This window comes from Rhodococcus sp. KRD197, from assembly GCF_017168235.1.
GTDB lineage: Bacteria > Actinomycetota > Actinomycetes > Mycobacteriales > Mycobacteriaceae > Rhodococcoides.
In genome coordinates this window covers 605,690-624,237 of sequence record NZ_JABFAO010000011.1, presented here as the reverse complement: position 1 = coordinate 624,237, position 18,548 = coordinate 605,690, and the positions used below count along the sequence as shown (strand labels likewise).

The following is an 18,548-nucleotide window of genomic DNA, read 5'->3' as shown; positions in this document are numbered from 1 at the left end:
GGCGGTTTCCAAGGGATGCGGCAAAATGAATGTGTGAGTTTCACATCTTCTCCAGAGCTCGACCAGATTCGTCCTGTCCTAGCCGAGGCAGCAGACTTGGCGCGCCGCGCACTGATCGATTCGGTGGAGGGCGGCGTCGGCGAGTATCTCGGTGTCACTGCCGAGGACGATACGGCCGCGACCCATCGCTTCATCGCGGATCTGCCCGGCTATCGCGGCTGGCAGTGGGCCGTGGTGGTGGCAGCTCCCGACGGTGCGGACACCGCAACCATCAGCGAAACGGTATTGCTGCCCGGTCCTGATGCGTTGGTGGCTCCGGGTTGGTTGCCCTGGGACGAGCGCATCCGCCCCGGAGATCTCGGACCGGGTGATCTGCTTCCCCCGCGGCAGCAGGATCCGCGTCTGGTCCCCGGTTATGTCGCGACGGGCGACCCGGCAATCGACGATGTCGCTTTCGAGCTGGGTCTCGGACGTACCCAGGTCATCAGTCGTGAGGGCCGGCTCGACGCAGCCGAGCGTTGGCACGAGGGCGAGTTCGGCCCGGACAGCGAGATGGCCAAGGCGGCGCCGTCGACGTGCGGGCTGTGCGGCTTCTTCCTCCCCATAGCCGGATCACTGTCGGCGGCTTTCGGCGTGTGTGGCAACGAGTACGCTGCCGACGGACGAGTGGTGCATGCGGAGTACGGCTGCGGTGCGCACTCGGACACCGAACTGCCCACCGGCGCAGGTTCTCCGCAGTTCGATCCATATGACGACGCAGCCGTCGAGGTGACCGCTCCGGCAGAGGCGGCGAGCGCCCCGGCAGAGGCGACACCCCAGCCGCACCCGACCGACGAGACCCCGCTGGACACGCAATCGACCGACTGAGCGATCCGTTCGGTACCGCGGGGCTGCGCGCAGCCACGCTGTCCGCGTGGACGTCCTCGCCCACTCGATTGCGTGAGGACGCGGCCACCGAAGCCGACCTGGTGCGCGGCGGTTACCGCGATCGACTGCTGACCGAGCTCGCGCAGAACGCCGCCGATGCCGCATCACGCGGCGGCGAGCCCGGGCGAGTTCGAGTGTGGCTCACCGGCCGGGAACTGCACGTCGCCAACACCGGGGCTCCACTCGACATCGGCGGGGTGCATGCGCTCACTGCGCTGCGTGTGTCGGAGAAGGCTGTATCGTCGAATTCCGCCGATGTGGGCCGCTTCGGCGTCGGATTCACCGCCGTGCGGGCCGTCGCCGATGAGATCGAGTTTCGTTCTCTCTCAGGTGGATTGCGGTTCAGCGCAGCGTCGACGCGACAGGAACTCGACGCTGGCGGACTTCACCTGTCGAGTGATGAGATGCCGGTTCTGCGGCTCGTCTGGCCTTCGAACGAGCCGCCCCGCGAGGGGTATGCGTCGGAGATCGTGCTGACGCTGCGCGATGATGACGGCGATGACCTGCTCCGCGAGATGCGCACGGAGGCAACCGATCTGCTGGTGGAGTTGCAGTCGCTCGAGTCCATCGATATCGCAGGTACACGCATCGATCGAACCGTGGCCGAGCTGGGTAACGGCCTCGAATCGGTTTCCGTCGGCGATCGCCGGTGGTGGCAGTTCCGGGCCCAGCACGCGCGCTGGCTGATCCCGATCGTCGACGGTACGCCCACGCCGTCGGGACCGGATGTTCTTCGAGCGCCGACACGTTCGGATGAGGAACTCTCGCTGCCGGCGCTGATCGTCGCCGACGTGCCCATGCAGCCCGACCGTCGCCGCGTGCTGCCCGGAGCGAACATCGACGGGCTCGCGGACGGCTACGGCGACCTGCTCGCAGCGCTTCCGCCCGCTGCTCGGCCGCGCTTCGTGCCGGTCCCCGGGTTCGCCCGCAGCGAGGTCGACGGTGTGCTGCGAGAACGGATTCTGCGTGAGTCCTCGGCGACGGCCTGGTTGCCCGGCGCCGCGGGTGCAGATCTGGTCCCGTCGCGGGCGTTACTACTGCCCGGATCCACTGCGGAACTTCTCGCGTTGCTGGTGGAGGTATTCGGCAACCTCGTCGACGCGTCGCTGTCCGGTCCGCGGCACGCGGCTGCTCTGGCTGCGCTCGGTGTGCAGCGGATCGGTCTGGCGGAGCTGGCCGAGATGCTGGCGAATGTCGAGCGCGAGCCGTCGTGGTGGGGGGCGCTTTACGACGCCCTGCTGCCGCTCGTCGCCGACGGCACCCAGGTCGAAGAGCTTGCGGCACTGCCCGTTCCACTGGCGGACGGAAGAATGGTCACCGGCCCGCGCACCACCGTGCTCGGAGCTGAGATCGGTTCGGGCGCCACCGCATTCGAGGGGCTGCATTGGGCCAGGCTCGTGCATCCGGACGCGGCGCGCCGTCTCCTCGCGCAGCTCGGTGCCACGGACGCGACTCCGACCGATCTGCTGTCCGATCCCGCCCTCGAGGCGTTGCTGGAGGACCTCGACTGGGACGACGAGGACGCCGTCGACGGCCTCGCCGAGACGGTGCTCACGCTCGCCCGGGATGCGAGGGAACTCCCGTCGTGGCTCGGTGCGCTTCCGCTGACGGATTCGCACGGGGAGGTGCGGGCAGCTGACGAGCTACTGCTGCCCGACGCGCCGCTCGCTCGGCTTCTCGCCGAGGACTCACCGTTCGGGCTGGTGGCCAGCTCGACAGTGGACCGGTACGGCGCCGACGCGCTGCGCGCGGTCGGGGTGGGGTGGGATTTCGGCATCGTCACCGACGATCTTCCTACCGGGCCGGATCACGATCTCGACGACGAGGAAACGTGGTGGGCCTCGCTGCCGGAGGATCTTGCGGAGCTTGTCGCCGTGCGCGATCTGGATCTGGTAGACTCGCGGCTGTGGCCGCAAGCGTTGACACAGTTGGCGTCGAACCCCAGCACGCACGCCGCGGCGGCGGCTGCGGACGGATACACCGCGTGGTGGCTGCGCACGCACGCACGCGTCGACGGCGCGCCGCTGGGAACTTTTCGGGCGCCGTCGGACGAGAGTTTCGCGGGTCTGCTGGACCCCTTCGAGCACCCGCATGCGGACGAACTGGCGGCCGCGTTGGCACCGGCCACGTGTGAGGGTGCGTGGTTCACTCGGGTGATTCTCGAGCGACTCGCCGATCCCGCCAGATCACCTACTCCGGCGGTGATCGTCAGAGCTCACAGATCGGTTGCCGAGGCAGTGGCATCCGGGAGAGTCGATCTCGACGACCTCGATCTACCCACGCGGGTGCGAACGATATCCGGTGCTGTCGTCGACCCGGACGACGCGGTGATCGTGGATCGGCCGTGGTTCGCCGGTGTCGTCCCGTCGAACGTGGCTGTGCTGTCCTCGATGGCGACCGCTTCGGTGCTGGCCTCGGTGCTGGACGTGCGCACCGCATCGGAGTCGATCGAGGCCGACGTCCTGGGAGTCGGACGGGTCAGTTCGTGGGATCGAGAGCCGGGAGCTGTGTTGGCCTGCGCCGCGATGGGTTTGGAGCTTCCCGTCGGGCAGGTCGTCGTGCACCGCGAACTCGCGGTGCGATTGCGCGGCGCGGTCAGCGGTGAGCGATCGGTGAGCTGGTGGGTCACCGAGGATGGAACGACGCACTGCGCCGACAGCTGGCACCGACCCGTGGACGGTCGGGCCTAGATGGATATCGGGATACTGCAGTGGATGGTCGAGCACCGCGCTGCATGGCTGACGGCGGTCTTCCTGATCGTCACGACTGCGGGGAACACGGTGTGGATGTTCGTCTGGGCGAGCGCCGGCTGTGCGGCGCTACTGACATCCGGGCGTCGCGCGGACGCCGTCCTGGTTGCCGGCTCGATGCTGACGGGGTGGGGCGTGATGAACGCGATCAAACTGATCGTGGGGCGCGAGCGCCCACCGGAGCCCGAACGGCTGGTCGACGTTGCGTCGCACGCGTTTCCGTCCGGGCACGCGATGATGTCGGCGCTGCTGGCCACGCTCGCGATCGCAGTCATGCTGCGATCGCGGACGTGGTGGCTGCACAACTTCACCTTGCTCGCCGTCCCGATCGCGGCGACCCTGGTGATCGGTTTGTCCCGGATCTACCTGGGTGCGCATTGGACGACGGATGTGCTGGCGGGATGGATCCTCGGCGCCCTCTGGGGGCTGCTGTGGATCTCCGTCTTCAGCAGGTTCAGCGTGCGTAATCGCTTCGCTGGGCGATCACGAGCAGCTCGTCGCGCATCGACGGGCTGCTGACGGAGTGCGCGCGTGCGTAGAGAGCACGGAGCGAGCGAGTGTGGTTGCGGCGGGTGCGGAACTGAGAAACGAGCTTCATGGCATGGCTTTCGTAGATCGTGTGGTTATCAACTGACATAACCCATGGTCCACGTTAACTCTGTGTAACTCAACCGATCAAGTAGTGAGTTTCCGCACGTCAGAGCGCTACAGCAGTGACCCATACGACGATGCGATGGCGCGGGTGACGGCGGTAACTCTCGAGCCGCCGCTAGTCGAGGCCGCGTTGGGCGGTCTTGTCCCCGCGCCGCGACGCAGCACGCTGCACGAGAAAAACCACGAAACCGGCGGTCCCGACGCCTATTCCGGCCCAGCAGGTATGGAGCGCGTACGCCCAACGGTCGCCGGCGAGCAGTACCACCACGGTGGCTGCGATCCACAGGCCGATGCCAGCGGCGATCACCGGTGTGGGGTTGGTCATGCGAGGGCTCAGCACCTGCGGTTCTGGCTCACGCTCCACGAAATGTAGGTTACCCCATGGCACTGTCGCCCAGGCTCCTGGACAACTACTTCAAGATCACCGAGCGTGGATCCACCGTCGGATCAGAGGTGCGCGGCGGGGTCGTCACCTTCGTCGCGATGGCCTACATCGTGGTCCTCAATCCGCTCATCCTCGGTAGCTTCTCCGCCGACGACGCAGCCGCGAAGACCGATGTGCTGGGCAACATCCTGCCGGTGGCTCAGGTCGCGGCGGTCACCGCGCTCGTCGCCGGATTCATGAGCATTCTGTTCGGCATCGTCGCCAACTATCCGTTCGGCATCGCTGCGGGTCTCGGTATCAACACGCTGCTGGCGGTGAGCATCGCACCGCAGGTGACGTGGCCGGAAGCCATGGGGCTGGTCGTGATCGACGGCATCATCATCGTGCTGCTCGCCGTCACCGGCTTTCGCACCGCAGTGTTCAACGCGATCCCGATGGAACTCAAAGCCGCCATCGCCGCGGGCATCGGCGCCTTCATCGCCTTCATCGGACTGGTCGACTCCGGTTTCGTCCGGCGCGTCCCCGACGCAGCCGGCACGACGGTTCCCGTCGGTCTCGGTATCGACGGTTCCATCGCATCCTGGCCGACGGCGGTCTTCGTCTTCGGCCTGTTGCTGATGGGCGTTCTGGTGGTGCGGAGAATCCGCGGTGGCTTGCTCATCGGCATCGTCGTGACCACCGTCGTCGCGGCCATCGTCGAGGCCGTCACCGACGTGGGGCCGTCGAACGGCGTCGACCCCAAGGGTTGGAATCTGAGCGTTCCGCTGTTGCCCGAGCAACTCTTTCAGGTTCCGGATCTCGCCCTCGTCGGCGAGGTGGATCTGCTCGGTGCGTTCACTCGGATCGGTGTGCTGGCCGCGAGCCTGCTGGTGTTCACTCTCGTGCTCGCCAACTTCTTCGATGCCATGGGCACCATGACGGGCCTCGGCAAGGAAGCGAAACTCGTCGACTCCAAGGGCACGCTGCCGAAGATCGGCAAGGCACTCGTCATCGAGGGGACCGGCGCGATCGCCGGCGGCGGCGCCTCGGCATCGTCGAACACGGTGTTCGTCGAATCGGCATCCGGCATCGCCGAGGGCGCCCGCACCGGTTTGGCCAACGTCGTCACCGGAGTGCTGTTCCTCGCAGCGATGTTCCTGACGCCGCTGACGGCGATCGTGCCGATCGAGGCTGCGGCTCCGGCGCTGGTCATCGTGGGTGCGTTGATGATGGGGCAGGTTCGCGACATCGACTTCAGCCGGTTCGAGATCGCCCTGCCTGCGTTCCTCACCATCGTCGTGATGCCGTTCACGTTCTCGATCGCGAACGGGATCGGAGTCGGGTTCATCGCCTGGGTCGTACTCGCGGTCGGCGGAGGCAAAGCGAAGTCGGTTCATCCCCTGCTATGGATCGTTGCGCTGTTGTTTGTCGCTTATTTCGTCGTAGGACCCATCACGGACGCCGTTACCTGAGCTGATCGGTGCAGGTAGGCGTAGTCTCTGCGCTGTGACGTCGGGACACAGTGTCAAGGACAACCGTGAATTGGCGAGCGATCTGTCGCTCGCGGTGGTGAGATTGACTCGCTATCTCAGGGGTCGGAGGGTCGACTCGCAGGTGTCGCTGACTCAGCTGTCAGCACTGGCAACTCTCAGTCGTGAGGGCGATATGACTCCGGGTGCGTTGGCCGCCCGTGAGCGCGTCCAGCCACCGTCGATGACCAGGGTCATCGCCTCACTGGCCGAATTGGGGCTGGTCGAGCGCACCGCGCACCCCACCGATGGCCGTCAGGTGATCGTCTCGTTGTCGCCGGCGGGGCACGCACTGATCGCCGACGAGGCCAGCGCCCGCGAAGCCTGGATGACGGCTCAGCTGGCCGGGCTCGACGAGACTCAGTTGGCCGTGCTCCGTGATGCGGTGGACATCATCGGAGCACTGGTGAGTGACTCGGAGTAGTTACCTAGGTTTATTATCTACAGAGTGGCTGCTTCGCCGATCTTCGCCGCGCTTCGCACGCGCAACTACCGGTTGTGGGCGTCCGGGCAGATCGTCTCGCTCGTCGGCACCTGGATGCAGCGTGTCGCGCAGGACTGGCTCGTACTGACCCTGTCCGGGGGTAACGGTCTGGCAGTGGGCATCGTCATGGCTCTGCAATTCGGGCCCACTCTGGTGCTGTCGGTGTGGGGTGGAGTGCTCGCCGACAGATACGACAAACGCACGCTGTTGATGGTCACCCAGGCGTTTGCCGCCGTCTGCGGGCTGGCTCTCGGCCTTCTCGACGTCGGCAATGTCGTCGAACTGTGGCACGTCTACGTCATCGCATTCATCCTCGGTTGTTCCTCGGCCATCGATGCCCCGGTCCGCCAGTCGTTCACCATCGAGATGGTCGGCCAGGAGAAGCTGTCCAACGCGATCGCGCTGAACTCGATGACGTTCAACATGGCGCGCGTCATCGGACCGGCCATCTCGGGTGTGCTCATCACCGTGATCGGTACCGGCTGGGTCTTTCTCATCAACGCAGCCTCCTTCACCGCAGTGTTCGCGGCGTTGCTGGCGATGCGCGTGAGGGACCTCTTCGAGGTCGAAAGGGCCCCGCGCGCAAAGGGACAGGTGCGCGCGGGGTTCGCCTATGTGCTGTCCAGGCCCGATCTACGGGTGCTGCTCGCGACGGTCTTCATGGTCGCCACATTCGGGCTGAACTTTCCCCTTGCCCTGGCGGTGCTCGTGCGCAACACCTTCGGGAGCGGCGCCGCCACATACGGGCTGCTCTCGACCGCCCTCGCGGTGGGCACTCTCGCCGGTGCGACGCTCGCCGCGAGGCGGGCGAAGGCGCCTCGGCTGCGGCTGTTCCTCGGCGCGGTCATCGTGTTCGGTGTGTTCGAAATACTCGTCGGCCTCATGCCGAACTATGTTCTCGTCGCGATCCTGCTCGTCCCGACCGGCGCTCTGACGCTGACGTTCACCACATCGGCGATGAACATCCTGCAGATGTCGGTGCCCTCGGACATGCGTGGCCGCGTCATGGGCATCTACATGCTCTGCTTCCTCGGTGGCGCGCCACTCGGGAGTCCGGTCCTGGGGTTGCTGGCCGACGTGCTCGACCCGCGCGCGCCACTGCTGATCGGTGGGGTCGTCTCGCTTGCCACTGGTCTGTTCGCTGCGGTGTATCTGCTTCGGCACAACAACCTGAGACTCTCGCTCAGCAGGCCTGCGGCGGGACACCGCATTCCCGTACTGGACGTGCTTCAGATCCAACCGTGACGGCGCGCCACCGCGGCTGCCTCGTGCCGGTTGGCCGCCCCCAGCTTTGCGGCGGCCGAGGACAGGTAGTTGCGCGTGGTGCCCTGTGTCAGGTGCGCACGTGCGGCGATCTCGGCGACGGACGCACCATCGGCCGCGAACTCGAGGACATCGGCTTCCCGCGGCGTCAAAGGTGAGTCGCCCGCACCGATCGCCTCGGCAGCAAGCGTCGGGTCGACGTAGCGTCCGCCCGAGTGGACGGTGCGAACTACCTCGGCGAGCGTCGCGGCCGAGGTCGTCTTGGGGAGAAATCCGCGGACACCTGCAGCGAGGGCCTTCTTGAGATAACCCGGTCGGCCGTGGCTGGTGACGATGATCGCCGCGCAGGTCGGTACCGAACGGGAGATGAGGGCGGCCGTCTCGATGCCGTCGATGCCGCCCATCTGGAGGTCGAGCACGGCGATGTCAGGCCCGAACTTCTCGGCGGCAACGACCGCTGCCTCGCCCGACTCCGCTTGCGCGACGATTTCGATGTCGTCCTCGAGCGCGAGTATCGTCGCCAGCGCAGTGCGAATGAGGTTTTCGTCGTCGGCCAGGAGCACGCGAATCATCCGGCCTCATTTCCGAATGTGGCGATCAGCGTGAAGCGATCGTCATCGCGGACGGACTCGACGGACCCTCCCACGGTAGCGAGTCGCTCACGCAGACCTGCGATGCCCGATCCGTCGCTGCTCGAGCGGATACGCGGCCTGTCGTTGACGATGCGTACCGAGTGGGCCGTCACCTCGATTCGGCAGTGCGTTGCATCGGAGTGGCGCAGGATGTTCGTCGCACCTTCGCGCACGATCCACGCTGCGGCCTCGGCAAACTCCGCCTGCACCGCATCGGGGCTGCCGATCACCTCGGTATCGATTCCGGCCGCGGTCAGCAGCGAGGACGCCCCCTCGATCTCGGCCCGAAGATCTATCGACCGGTATCCGCGCACCAGCTGCCTGGCCTCGGTCATCGATTGCTGCGCCAAATCGCGGACCTCGTCCATCTGGTCCGCGGCGCGGTCGTCGCCGCGCCGTGAAAGTGCAGCCGCCAATTCGCTTTTGACGGCGATGGCGGACAGCGAACGTCCGACGACATCGTGCAGGTCCCGCGAGAATCGCAGGCGCTCCTCCGCAACGGACAGGGCAGCTGCTGCGTCACGCGATGAGTCGAGCTCGGTGACGATGTGCAGCTGCCACATCGATATTTGCACGGTGAAGGCCATCAGCACCACGATGAAGAACGTCGCACCGGCGCCGACGGGGCCGTAACCGGTGAAGAACGCCCCCGCTGCGACCACGACTGCGAGGACGAACGACCACCGCAAGGAGATCACCGCCGTCACCGGAACCGAGGCGATCAGCAGGGCCCACAGCGCCACCTGCGAGGGCCCGGCGAATGCAGCGACCAGCGCCCCCGCGACACACGCTGCCAACGGCCACCGGATTCCTCCACCAGCAGTGCCGCCGATTCGCGGCAGTCGCAGCAGTACTACGACCGCTGCCGCGCAACACACCGTCAGCGCCGCCGCGACGATCCACGCATTCGTGCCGATCGAGTCGGTTACCGCGGCGATCGCGATGAGCACACAGATTCCGACGAACGATTGACGCGTGTACAGGCGCACCTTGTCCACCTCGGAGCTGCCCTTCCAAGCGAGGCGGGGGTCGAGGTACTGCCGCAGCTGCATACGGTCCACCATTCCAGATTCCACCGTCTTTCAATCCCTCGACCGTGTCCTACGCACGCGGCTCCCAGCGAAAGTGAGTCTTCGCGATGACGATCGAACCGACGATCCAGGCGGTCATGACGAGCAACGGCGTGGTGGATTCGGAGAAAGTCTCGGCGAAGGAGAGGGGAGTTGCTGCCGGGTCCGTCCTGCCGATCCACCCGAGATCGACGAGATCGAGCACGGCCGCAAACGGAGTCAGCTCGATCACGGTGCCTAGCGAATCGGGTGCAATGCTCCGCATGAACGACGTGCCGGCCATCGCAAGCAGGATGATGGGCATACTCGTGATCTGAGCAGCTTCAGCGTTTCTGGTGAACGTGGAGGTGATCAAGGCCAGTGCCGCGAACATCGCTGCGCCCCCACCCAAGGCCGCGACGAGCAGTAGCGGGTTCACCGGCAGGCTACCGCCGAGGGCGATGACGAATGCGGCGACGACGATGGTGAGCACCGTGGTGAGCGCGAACGACGGTATCGCAGGGCCCAGGAGAATCTCATTGTCGGTCGCCTCACCGGTCCGAAGTCGCTTGAGTACCAACTCGTCCCGCCTCGTCGCGTACGCCGAGAGCAGGTTGTAGTAGACCAGGAACACGAGCAGGAACAGCGCGAAAACCTCGAGAGCCGAGGACACGGTGGCGTCGGGCAGGCTGCCGTCCTCGCGTCCGATGAACAGGAAGGCCACCGGGAACAACAGTGGCATGACCAGTGCATTGAACAGCAGTACCCGATTGCGAACGAGCAGAGTGAATTCCGCGCGAGCGAGAGTGGTCGAGGTACTCATGCTGCGACCTCCTTGCTGTTTTCGAACTGGTTGCGTCCGTCGAATTCGTCGGCAATGGACAGGAACACGGTTTCGAGCGAGGCGGCGCGCGCGTCCAGACCGTCGATGCGTACCCCGCTGCGCTGCGCCCACAGCAGAAGCTCGGTGAGCGTGTCCTGCAAGGAGGATGTGTCGATGACGAGACGTCCGTCCTCGATGTCCACGCTCGCGCCGGCCAGCTCGGGTAGCCGTACGTCGGGAAGATCGAGTCGGATCCGTGCCGGGTGACCGGCCACCACATCGGCGACGGTGCCGCTGCGGACAACTCGTCCCCGGTGCATGATGGCGAGTCGATCGCAGAGCCGTTCGGCCTCGTCGAGGTAGTGGGTGGTCAACATGATCGTCACTCCGGAGGCGCGGAGTTCCTCGATCAACCTCCAGGTGTTGCGGCGGCTTTCGGGATCGAGTCCTGTCGTCGGCTCGTCGAGGAACAGCACGCGGGGCTGACCGATGATGGCGCAGGCCAGATCCAGGCGACGCTGCTCGCCCCCGGAGAGAAATTTCACCCGAGTGTCGGCACGATCGGCCAGATCCACGCGGGCAAGCACATCGCGCGCAGGCAGTGGATTGCTGCAGGTTCCCGCCCACATCTCCACACTTTCGAGTGTGGTCAGGTCGGACGGCAGACCGCCCTTCTGCAGCATGATCCCGAGAGTCGGCCGCACCTCGCGGCGCTGCGCGATCGGATCCATACCCACGATGGAGACCGTGCCCTGGCTGGGACGTGAAAGCCCCTGGATCACTTCGAGCGTCGAGGTCTTGCCGGCGCCGTTGGTGCCGAGCAGCCCGAACAGCTCGCCCTCCTCGACGGACAGACTCAGATCACTCACGGCCTCGAAAGCGCCTCGGCCGCTGCCGTATCGCCGCGTCATACCGGTGACCTCGATGATTCCGTCGCCGCGGGTGCTCATGACTTGCTCCAGCCGCGCAGACCCACTGCGAATCGTCCGGCCAACAGCACGAGCGAGACGCCGAAGATGGCCCACACGAGTGGCGTCGGTCCCACGATCGCGAACAAGGCTCCCAGCACAGCCAGGGAGATGACGATGACGACGATCTCACGCGCCATCGTCGGCGCCGGTCCGAACTCCACGAGATCGGTGAACAGGTTTCCTTCGTCCGGTTGTTTCATACCTCGAAGTTTGCCGACAACCCTGCTCTCCCAGTAGTGCACGGCATCATCGACTCCGATGACGGAGTCATGGTGCGCCCATGACAAATGTCAGGTGAGCTCCCTAGAAAGCCCAACCCAGCACCGCGGCACGGTCCGTCGCGAATGCGATGTCCACGGTGTGCAACGCTTCCGGCGTCCTGCTCCACAGGCGCGAGGCCGCAGCAAATCTGGTTGCGCGGTGCGTGCCGAAGTACATGGCCGAGAGCACGTCGAGCTTCATCCTCGCGTCCGGAGCCGCCTCGGTGGGCGTCACCGTCGCCCGACCGCCGGAGATGGTGACGTCGAAGTTGCCACCGGCGTCGAGGAACGGGTCCTCCACCTCGATGACGAACTGCGCGTCGACGCCGTACGTGCGGGCCTCGAGGGCGGTCTTGACGTCCATGATTCGGCACCACAGGGCGTCGAAGTGGCCGGTGATCTTGGGCAACCGATTACTGGTCAGCAGAAACGGCAACGCCTCGTCGGGCGCCTGATTGACCTCGATCGTGTCGACGAGGTCGACCCCGGCCAGGACCTGCCACAACTCGGCGTACGCCTGATCGGTGACAGCGATGAATTCCTGCACGACGATCTTGCTCTCGGTGGCGCTGCGGCGATAGGCCACGTAACCGTCGGCGTGGGCGATGAAGAACAGCTCGGTCAACCCCTGCCGGCGGTTCTCCCTGTCCGCGAAGAACCGTTCCCAGCGAATCGGCGGCTTGGGCTGTGCGCCCGGGGTCACTCGCTGCCAGCGATGGTAGATCTCCGGAAGCAGCCTCGACGCCTCGGCGGATTCGATGAGGCGGACCCCGGTGACGGGAGGGACCTCCGCGTGGAACTGCGAAAAACGGCGATCGAGCACGACGGTGTGCTCCTCGGTGGCGGGGCCGTATCCGAAGCGTCCGTAAATGGTTGCCTCGCTGGCCGTCAGCAACGACAGCGGCGCGCCCGCGGCGTCGAGCTTGCGGTGCTGCTCGGTGAACATCCGACGCAGAATCCCGCGCCTGCGGTGCGTCGGCGCAACCGACACCCACGACACGCCTGACACCTCGACCTGGGCACCGCCGGGAACGGTCACCGACATGGGGAAGTGCATCGCGACACCGACCGGGGTGTCCCCGTCCCAGGCCATCACCACGTGCTTCGAACTCGTGAGGATCTGCGTCTCCGCCAGGTCCTCGGAGTTCTGGTGCTCACCGAAGGCATGGGCGTCGAGCAGCCGGACCGCATCCCAGTCGTCGTCGGTGGCGGTTCTGATCGTGATCGTTTCGTCGGTAGTCATCGCCATCCAGCTTTACACAACAAGCCGCAATTCTCACCAATGCCAAGATGTACCTGTGGCACACGTAATCGACATCGACGATCCAGCCGATCCACGGCTCGACGACTTTCGCGATCTGAACTCCTCCGACCGGCGGCCCGATCTACCCGAAGGGAAAGGTTTGGTGATCGCAGAAGGGGTGCTCGTCGCGGAGCGTCTGCTCGATTCCAGATTCACGCCGATCAGCCTCCTCGGTGTCGATCGTCGATTGCAGGAACTCGGGGAACGACTCGACAGGGTCGACGTGCCGTTCTACCGGGCCAGCGCAGAGGTCATGGCCGCAGCCATCGGATTCCACCTCAACCGGGGCGTACTGGCCGCCGCACACCGGCCACCGGAACTCGAGCTCACCGACGTACTCGACAACGCGCGCACCGTCGTAGTGCTCGAAGGCGTCAACGACCACGAGAATCTCGGTTCGATGTTCCGCAACGCTGCCGGACTCGGCGCGGACGCCGTACTGTTCGGCGCCGCCTGCGCCGATCCGCTGTATCGCCGCGCGGTCCGCGTCTCGATGGGACATGTGCTCAGGGTGCCGTTCGCGCGCGTACCCGACTGGCCGCGCGGACTGTCCATCCTGCGCGAACGCGGCTTTCAGACGATCTCGCTGACGCCGAATCCGACAGCAGTGACCCTCGCGGAGGCAATGACCGGTGACAAGGTCGCGTTGTTACTCGGCGCCGAGGGACCTGGGCTGACCGAACACGCGATGCGCGCCACCGACGTGCGAGCACGCATCCCGATGGCACCGGGAACGGACTCGCTCAACGTCGCCACCGCCGCCGCGATGGCATTCTACGAACGAGTGCGCGTACAGGCACCTGGATCACTCGCATGACTGGCCGGGTCGTTCCTGCAGGCTCCACTCCCGTGACTGGCCGGGTCGTTCCTGCAGGCTCCACTCCCGTGACTGGCCGGGACGTCTATTTCACCGGTGTCCCCATCTCGGTGCTGGTGGCGATTCTCGCCGCCATCGCGCTCACCGCCTTTGGAAGCGCACTCGCCGACATCAACGTCCTGCTCGCGATCGGGATCAACTTGATCGTCGTCGGCGGCGGCGCGCCGACCGTGCTCCGATGGCGAAAGATCCCGGTGTGGCGATGGCCGGTCTACGGCGTCTGCGTCGGGGCCGTGATCAGCTTCGTGGCTCTGGGGATTTCCGTCGCCACCACCGTGTGATGGACCGAGGTCGGGGCTGCTTCGGCGGCGTCGAATCGGTCACCGACGGTGGCTGCTGATTCGGCGGCAACTGCCCGGGCGCATACAGGGTGAACCCGCTCACCGGCAGCGAATGAGGGTCGAGTTCCTCGCCGCGGGGCGCTTCGGTGTAGCGGAAACCGAGCCACTCGGCGTTGGCCGCTTCCGCGAACTCCTGCGGATGGAACGGCAGTGACTGCGGGTCCGGCATGACACCCGGTGGGTACATCAGCGGATGCTCACCTGCCCAGAACGGACGCTCCCACACCAGCGGGAGCCCGGTGTCCTCGTAGATGTAGATGGGTGTGGCGCTGAACGAGCGGCGCAACGCCCCGCGCTCCCAGTATGCGAACGCCCCCCAGGCCGTCTCCGGGTCGGTGGATACGAGATACGTACGGTCCGAGGCCAAGGGTCGCGTCCACGGATCGGGCAACGACGACGGTTTGGCCAGGGACAAATTCGGCCCGCACACCACGGTCACGCCCGGATAGCACCCGACGAAGACCGCGTCGGGGGATGCATGGGTGGCATCCACGATCGACGTCTCACTCGACGGAACCACTGTGTATTCCGGGAAGAGACTCTCGACGAGCGCCCTCGCGGCCCCCTGGTCGGATGACGTCACATGCCGCAGCAGCGACATCGAATCAGGTGCGTCGACATACCAGATGGTTGATGCTTTGACCCCCACTCCCGGCACCCTTCTTGATCGACGTGCAATCGACCATGTTCAGCTGTGGCCGCTGCTGCGGACACCCAGCAGCACATCTTCCCACGACGGCATCGCGGGCTTGCCCTTCTTGTCGCGTTTCGGCGCCGGAGCGCTCTCGTGCCGGGGTTCGGAGCGGGCGGATTCGGCACTCGGAGACTCGTTGCTGGGGGAGTCACTGCTGCTGGACTCACTGCTGTGGGACTCACTGCTGTGGGACTCGAGCTCGCCGTCGATCTCGCTGTCCGCCGTGGTCCCGTAGTACTCGTCGAAGGACTGCTGCTGCGAGTCTTCCTGTCCCGAAGCGGAGTCCCCCGGTGCAACTTCGAGTGCGCGAACCGGTGCGAGTCCGCGAAGCTGACGACCGAAGTCGGGGTCGACCAGTTCCGAGGCGGCGTCGTCGAGCGGGGTGATGGTGCCGCCGTGACCGTCCGGCAGGAACTGCCAGTGCGCTTTGTTCGTGGTGCGTCCGGCCTGCCACTTCAGCTGCGCGACCCACTTGTTGTCCTCGTCGCGCCAGGCGTCCCACGTGGCGTCGTCGAGGTGGTGGCCGCGGCCACGGAAGGCAAGGGCGACGATCTCTGCGAGAGTCTGCACCGCCGGGCCGTCGGAGCGCAGCGGATGGCCGGCCTGAGCCATCGATGCGGCCTGTGACCGTTCGAGCAGAACCGGATGCGCGAAGACCTCGACTCGGCTCAATGCCATCCCGGAATCGGCCGCAACCTGTTCGACGGTGGCGCCTGCACGGATTCGAGCCTGTATCTCTTTGGGCCTGAGCAAACTGTCCATTTCGATCTCAATCTGTCCTAGTCGAGCGATGTCGCCGCGTGAGGCCGCGCGGAGCTTGTCGTCGGCCGGAAGCCGGAATTTGTCGCCGGTCTTGGGATCTGTACAGATCACGTATTGCCCGTCCGGTTCGAGACCGATCACGCGTAGATCTCGCACCTTGACCTCCTCATCGCGCCGGCTCGCGATATCGTCCTGCTCGACAGTAATCCACCTGTGATCTGTGCCGCGTGTCCGACACGCATCCTGCCCAGTCGAACACTAGTCATCGTTCTCGCCCGTTGCACACGATCGCTGCTGTCCCTCTCAACTTCGTTGCGCTCCAAAGGCTTACCGAACGCAGACGCCCCCGCCCGCTGAGCGCACCAATTGGTGCGCTCAGCGAACGGGGGCGCGTGTCGTTCGCTCGGATCAACCGAGGTTGGAGACGACCCAATCGATGCTCTTGGTGAGCGCGGTGATGTCGTCCGGCTCGATGGCCGGGAACATACCTACGCGAAGCTGATTGCGTCCCAGCTTGCGGTACGGCTCGGTGTCGACGATGCCATTGGCCCGCAGGATCTTCGCGACCTGCGCGGCGTCGATCTTGTCGTCGATGTCGATGGTGCCCACGACCTGGCTGCGATGCGCCGGGTTCGTGACGAACGGGGTGGCGAACTCGCTCGCGGTGGCCCAGTCGTACAGGCGCGACGAGGACTCGGCCGTGCGCGAGGTGGCCCAGTCCAAGCCGCCGTTGCGGTTCAGCCACTCGATCTGATCGGCGAACATCAGCAGCGTCGCCACCGCCGGAGTGTTGTATGTCTGGTCCTTGCTGCTGTTGTCGATGGCAATCGGCAGCGACAGGAAGTCCGGAACCCACCGGCCCGTGGACGCGATCTCGCTGACGCGCTCGAGTGCCGCTGGGCTCATCAACGCAACCCACAGCCCGCCGTCGGCGGCGAAGCACTTCTGCGGTGCGAAGTAGTACACATCGGAATCGGCGATGTTCACCGGAAGACCACCGGCACCCGAAGTCGCATCGATCGCGATGAGAGCATTCTCCGAACCGGCCGGGCGGCTGACCGGAATGGCCACACCCGTCGAGGTCTCGTTGTGTGCCCACCCGATGAGGTCCACCGACGGATCCGACGTGGGCTCGGGCGCGCTGCCCGGATCGGCCTTGACGACGATGGGATCGCCGATGAACGGATTGTTCTTGGCAACCGAGGCGAACTTCGAGCTGAACTCACCGTTGGTCAGGTGCAGCGACTTCTCGCGAATCAAACCGAATGCCGCAGCATCCCAGAACGCCGTGGTGCCGCCGTTGCCGAGCACGACCTCGTATCCGTCCGGGAGGGAGAACAGGTCTCGCAGGCCACCGCGCACCCGAGCGACGACGTCCTTGACCGGCTTCTGGCGATGGCTGGTACCGAACACGGATGCACCCACGTCGACCAGGGACTGCAACTGCTCGGGGCGGACCTTGGACGGTCCGCAGCCGAAGCGTCCGTCGGCGGGCAGAAGATCAGCGGGAATGATCGGCGTATCGGCCATTGAACAGCGCATCCTAGCGTCGAGGGAATATGGCCCCTACAGGGTAGTCGCTGCTGGTTGACAAGTTTCGCGCAGGTTTCGGCGGATGGTGGCGGTCGCGTCGCGCGCGTGGGCCGCCCGCCCATCATTCGCGCGCTTTGCGGTTGTTCGCGCGGGTTGCAACGTGCGCGGTTGGCTGCAAGGTGCGCGAATCAAGCCTCGGGCGGTCCGAAGGTGGTGCGCGGCGTCGGAAGGGTCGCGGCGAGTTCGATGGCGCGCTTCAGCTTCTCCACGAGCCGTTCGGGGTGTTCGAGATCTGCCCAGGTCCAGCGCACGACGATCCACCCGTGTGAGCGCAAAGCATCCTCGCGCTTCTTCTCTGCCACCACGGCATCACTTGCAGACTGTCCTGGTCGCAAGTACTTCGAGTACTTGACCCTCCCGTCGAACTCGCCGATCACGCCGAGGTCGGTGAACAAGAAGTCGACCCTGGCGATGAAGAGGCCGGACTCGCTGTACAGGTTCACTTGCATCGCTGGACGGGGAAGCCCCGCGTAGTGCATGCGCACTCGGCTGCGTGATTCACCGACACTTTCGCTGAGGTCGCTGCAGAAATCGAGTACACGGCGAGCCTTGACCACACTCTTCTTTCCGCTGCGACCCAACGCTTCGGCTACACCGATGACGGTGAGCAGGCGTCGATTGAGCGCTGCATCTGCCGCACACACGGCAGCTTCGAACGACAACGTCTTGCACAGATCTGCAACTGTCCGTTCTGGTGAGGTCACCGCAATTCCCTGAATGCTCACGACATCCTTGGAACTCAGAAACGCCGGGTGGAGATGACGTGAAGCTGATTTGCGGCCACCGCCCGGCCGGTCCACCGTGAAGTGAACGCGCTGCAAGTCCGGCGACCACAACGGGATTCCATGCAAGAGGGCGGCCGACTGGTGGCTCACCACCAACTCGCTGCGGGCGGCTGCGGCGTGTGCGCGAATGTGCAGTCGGTGGCGGTCGTCAGGACTCATGGAGTTCAGCTGGGCGGTCGGAGCGAAGGCACCTCGGCGTAGGCGTTCGATGGAGCCGCTGTTCGTAGCGGATCGAATGTCACCGTCGGTCGATCCGGAACGTACGAGCTGGCTACGCAGTAGTAACGGATCGTCGTCGAGGTTCATGCCGACAATGCTGAAGCTCGACGGGCCGCTGCGATAGCTGTGGATAACGAAGCTGTGGATAAGTGAATTTCCGGTACGATGCCGCGATTCCTCAGCCGGCGTGCATCATTCGCGCGCTTTACGGTTGTTCGCGCGGGTTGCAGCGTGCGCGGTTGGCTGCAAGGTGCGCGAATCAAGCGTC

The 18,548-nt window shown here is 65.5% G+C and carries 19 protein-coding genes; 8 read left to right on the top strand and 11 right to left on the bottom strand.

The annotated features are described in order from the left end of the window. Positions 1–15: 15 nt before the first annotated feature. The 3 genes from J1M86_RS18735 to J1M86_RS18725 are packed head-to-tail and all read left to right on the top strand — an operon-like array spanning position 16 to position 4,196. Positions 16–867 carry a DUF3027 domain-containing protein gene (locus J1M86_RS18735; protein WP_083667175.1) on the top strand — a complete coding sequence of 284 codons (852 nt, stop codon included), beginning with the start codon at positions 16–18 and terminating at the stop codon, positions 865–867. Next, on the top strand, positions 864–3,617 hold the full coding sequence (locus tag J1M86_RS18730) for a sacsin N-terminal ATP-binding-like domain-containing protein (protein WP_206511126.1): 2,754 nt from the start codon (positions 864–866) through the stop codon (positions 3,615–3,617). The genes J1M86_RS18735 and J1M86_RS18730 overlap by 4 nt, the downstream gene beginning before the upstream one ends. Next, a complete protein-coding gene (locus J1M86_RS18725) occupies positions 3,618–4,196 on the top strand; it encodes a phosphatase PAP2 family protein (RefSeq protein ID WP_206510928.1) in 579 nt (192 codons plus the stop codon). 250 nt (positions 4,197–4,446) lie between these two features. On the opposite strand, the gene J1M86_RS18720 is transcribed toward J1M86_RS18725, so the two are convergent. Next, entirely contained in the window at positions 4,447–4,695 is a 249-nt protein-coding gene (locus tag J1M86_RS18720) for a DUF2530 domain-containing protein (RefSeq protein ID WP_075837355.1), read from the bottom strand. Between the two features lie 17 nt (positions 4,696–4,712). Here J1M86_RS18720 and J1M86_RS18715 point away from each other — a divergent pair, with 17 nt between their 5' ends. From J1M86_RS18715 to J1M86_RS18705, 3 genes are read left to right on the top strand one after another with little or no spacing between them, the layout of a single operon-like run. Next, the gene (locus tag J1M86_RS18715) at positions 4,713–6,167 is read left to right on the top strand and encodes an NCS2 family permease (protein WP_206510927.1); all 1,455 of its coding nucleotides are present in this window, start codon (positions 4,713–4,715) and stop codon (positions 6,165–6,167) included. Between the two features lie 34 nt (positions 6,168–6,201). Next, the gene (locus J1M86_RS18710; RefSeq protein ID WP_206510926.1) at positions 6,202–6,648 is read left to right on the top strand and encodes a MarR family winged helix-turn-helix transcriptional regulator; all 447 of its coding nucleotides are present in this window, start codon (positions 6,202–6,204) and stop codon (positions 6,646–6,648) included. A 39-nt stretch (positions 6,649–6,687) separates the two neighbouring features. Next, positions 6,688–7,953 carry an MFS transporter gene (locus J1M86_RS18705; RefSeq protein ID WP_206511125.1) on the top strand — a complete coding sequence of 422 codons (1,266 nt, stop codon included), beginning with the start codon at positions 6,688–6,690 and terminating at the stop codon, positions 7,951–7,953. Here the strand turns inward: J1M86_RS18705 and J1M86_RS18700 are convergent. The 6 genes from J1M86_RS18700 to J1M86_RS18675 form a co-directional block, all read right to left on the bottom strand. Beyond that, a complete protein-coding gene (locus J1M86_RS18700; RefSeq protein ID WP_206510925.1) occupies positions 7,938–8,543 on the bottom strand; it encodes a response regulator transcription factor in 606 nt (201 codons plus the stop codon). The two genes, J1M86_RS18705 and J1M86_RS18700, sit on opposite strands and share 16 nt — an antisense overlap. Next, complete coding sequence (locus J1M86_RS18695) at positions 8,540–9,655, bottom strand: sensor histidine kinase (RefSeq protein ID WP_206510924.1); 1,116 nt, start codon at positions 9,653–9,655, stop codon at positions 8,540–8,542. Before J1M86_RS18695 ends, J1M86_RS18700 begins: the two co-directional genes overlap by 4 nt. 49 nt (positions 9,656–9,704) lie before the next feature. Continuing rightward, complete coding sequence (locus tag J1M86_RS18690; protein WP_206510923.1) at positions 9,705–10,475, bottom strand: ABC transporter permease; 771 nt, start codon at positions 10,473–10,475, stop codon at positions 9,705–9,707. Then, a complete protein-coding gene (locus J1M86_RS18685; RefSeq protein ID WP_206510922.1) occupies positions 10,472–11,425 on the bottom strand; it encodes an ABC transporter ATP-binding protein in 954 nt (317 codons plus the stop codon). The genes J1M86_RS18690 and J1M86_RS18685 overlap by 4 nt, the downstream gene beginning before the upstream one ends. Next, the gene (locus tag J1M86_RS18680) at positions 11,422–11,646 is read right to left on the bottom strand and encodes a hypothetical protein (protein ID WP_083667173.1); all 225 of its coding nucleotides are present in this window, start codon (positions 11,644–11,646) and stop codon (positions 11,422–11,424) included. The genes J1M86_RS18685 and J1M86_RS18680 overlap by 4 nt, the downstream gene beginning before the upstream one ends. A 103-nt stretch (positions 11,647–11,749) precedes the next feature. Then, positions 11,750–12,949, bottom strand: a complete 1,200-nt coding sequence (locus J1M86_RS18675; RefSeq protein WP_206510921.1) for a GNAT family N-acetyltransferase — start codon at positions 12,947–12,949, stop codon at positions 11,750–11,752. Between the two features lie 55 nt (positions 12,950–13,004). On the opposite strand from J1M86_RS18675, the gene J1M86_RS18670 reads away from it, so the two are divergent. Both J1M86_RS18670 and J1M86_RS18665 read left to right on the top strand, forming a co-directional pair. Then, positions 13,005–13,826, top strand: a complete 822-nt coding sequence (locus J1M86_RS18670; RefSeq protein ID WP_206510920.1) for an RNA methyltransferase — start codon at positions 13,005–13,007, stop codon at positions 13,824–13,826. A gap of 68 nt (positions 13,827–13,894) precedes the next feature. After that, positions 13,895–14,167 (top strand): DUF2537 domain-containing protein, encoded by a 273-nt coding sequence (locus J1M86_RS18665; protein ID WP_307786675.1) that lies wholly within the window; start codon positions 13,895–13,897, stop codon positions 14,165–14,167. On the opposite strand, the gene J1M86_RS18660 is transcribed toward J1M86_RS18665, so the two are convergent. The 4 genes from J1M86_RS18660 to J1M86_RS18645 form a co-directional block, all read right to left on the bottom strand. Further along, positions 14,124–14,876 (bottom strand): hypothetical protein, encoded by a 753-nt coding sequence (locus tag J1M86_RS18660; protein ID WP_206510918.1) that lies wholly within the window; start codon positions 14,874–14,876, stop codon positions 14,124–14,126. The genes J1M86_RS18665 and J1M86_RS18660 overlap by 44 nt on opposite strands. Before the next feature lie 39 nt (positions 14,877–14,915). After that, positions 14,916–15,839: a septation protein SepH gene (gene sepH, locus J1M86_RS18655; protein ID WP_206510917.1), complete on the bottom strand. Its 924-nt coding sequence runs from the start codon at positions 15,837–15,839 to the stop codon at positions 14,916–14,918. Between the two features lie 252 nt (positions 15,840–16,091). Continuing rightward, a complete protein-coding gene (gene serC, locus J1M86_RS18650) occupies positions 16,092–17,213 on the bottom strand; it encodes a phosphoserine transaminase (RefSeq protein ID WP_075837348.1) in 1,122 nt (373 codons plus the stop codon). A 191-nt stretch (positions 17,214–17,404) separates the two neighbouring features. Next, complete coding sequence (locus J1M86_RS18645; protein ID WP_206510916.1) at positions 17,405–18,367, bottom strand: hypothetical protein; 963 nt, start codon at positions 18,365–18,367, stop codon at positions 17,405–17,407. Positions 18,368–18,548 lie beyond the last annotated feature (181 nt).

Excerpts from the sequence above, each read along its gene's own strand:
- J1M86_RS18735 (WP_083667175.1), top strand. The coding sequence starts at position 16 with ATGCGGCAAAATGAATGTGTGAGTTTCACATCTTCTCCAGAGCTCGAC.
- J1M86_RS18725 (WP_206510928.1), top strand. The coding sequence starts at position 3,618 with ATGGATATCGGGATACTGCAGTGGATGGTCGAGCACCGCGCTGCATGG.
- J1M86_RS18715 (WP_206510927.1), top strand. The coding sequence starts at position 4,713 with ATGGCACTGTCGCCCAGGCTCCTGGACAACTACTTCAAGATCACCGAG.
- J1M86_RS18700 (WP_206510925.1), bottom strand. The coding sequence starts at position 8,543 with ATGATTCGCGTGCTCCTGGCCGACGACGAAAACCTCATTCGCACTGCG.
- J1M86_RS18695 (WP_206510924.1), bottom strand. The coding sequence starts at position 9,655 with ATGCAGCTGCGGCAGTACCTCGACCCCCGCCTCGCTTGGAAGGGCAGC.
- J1M86_RS18690 (WP_206510923.1), bottom strand. The coding sequence starts at position 10,475 with ATGAGTACCTCGACCACTCTCGCTCGCGCGGAATTCACTCTGCTCGTT.
- J1M86_RS18685 (WP_206510922.1), bottom strand. The coding sequence starts at position 11,425 with ATGAGCACCCGCGGCGACGGAATCATCGAGGTCACCGGTATGACGCGG.
- J1M86_RS18680 (WP_083667173.1), bottom strand. The coding sequence starts at position 11,646 with ATGAAACAACCGGACGAAGGAAACCTGTTCACCGATCTCGTGGAGTTC.
- J1M86_RS18675 (WP_206510921.1), bottom strand. The coding sequence starts at position 12,949 with ATGACTACCGACGAAACGATCACGATCAGAACCGCCACCGACGACGAC.
- serC (WP_075837348.1), bottom strand. The coding sequence starts at position 17,213 with ATGGCCGATACGCCGATCATTCCCGCTGATCTTCTGCCCGCCGACGGA.
- J1M86_RS18645 (WP_206510916.1), bottom strand. The coding sequence starts at position 18,367 with ATGAACCTCGACGACGATCCGTTACTACTGCGTAGCCAGCTCGTACGT.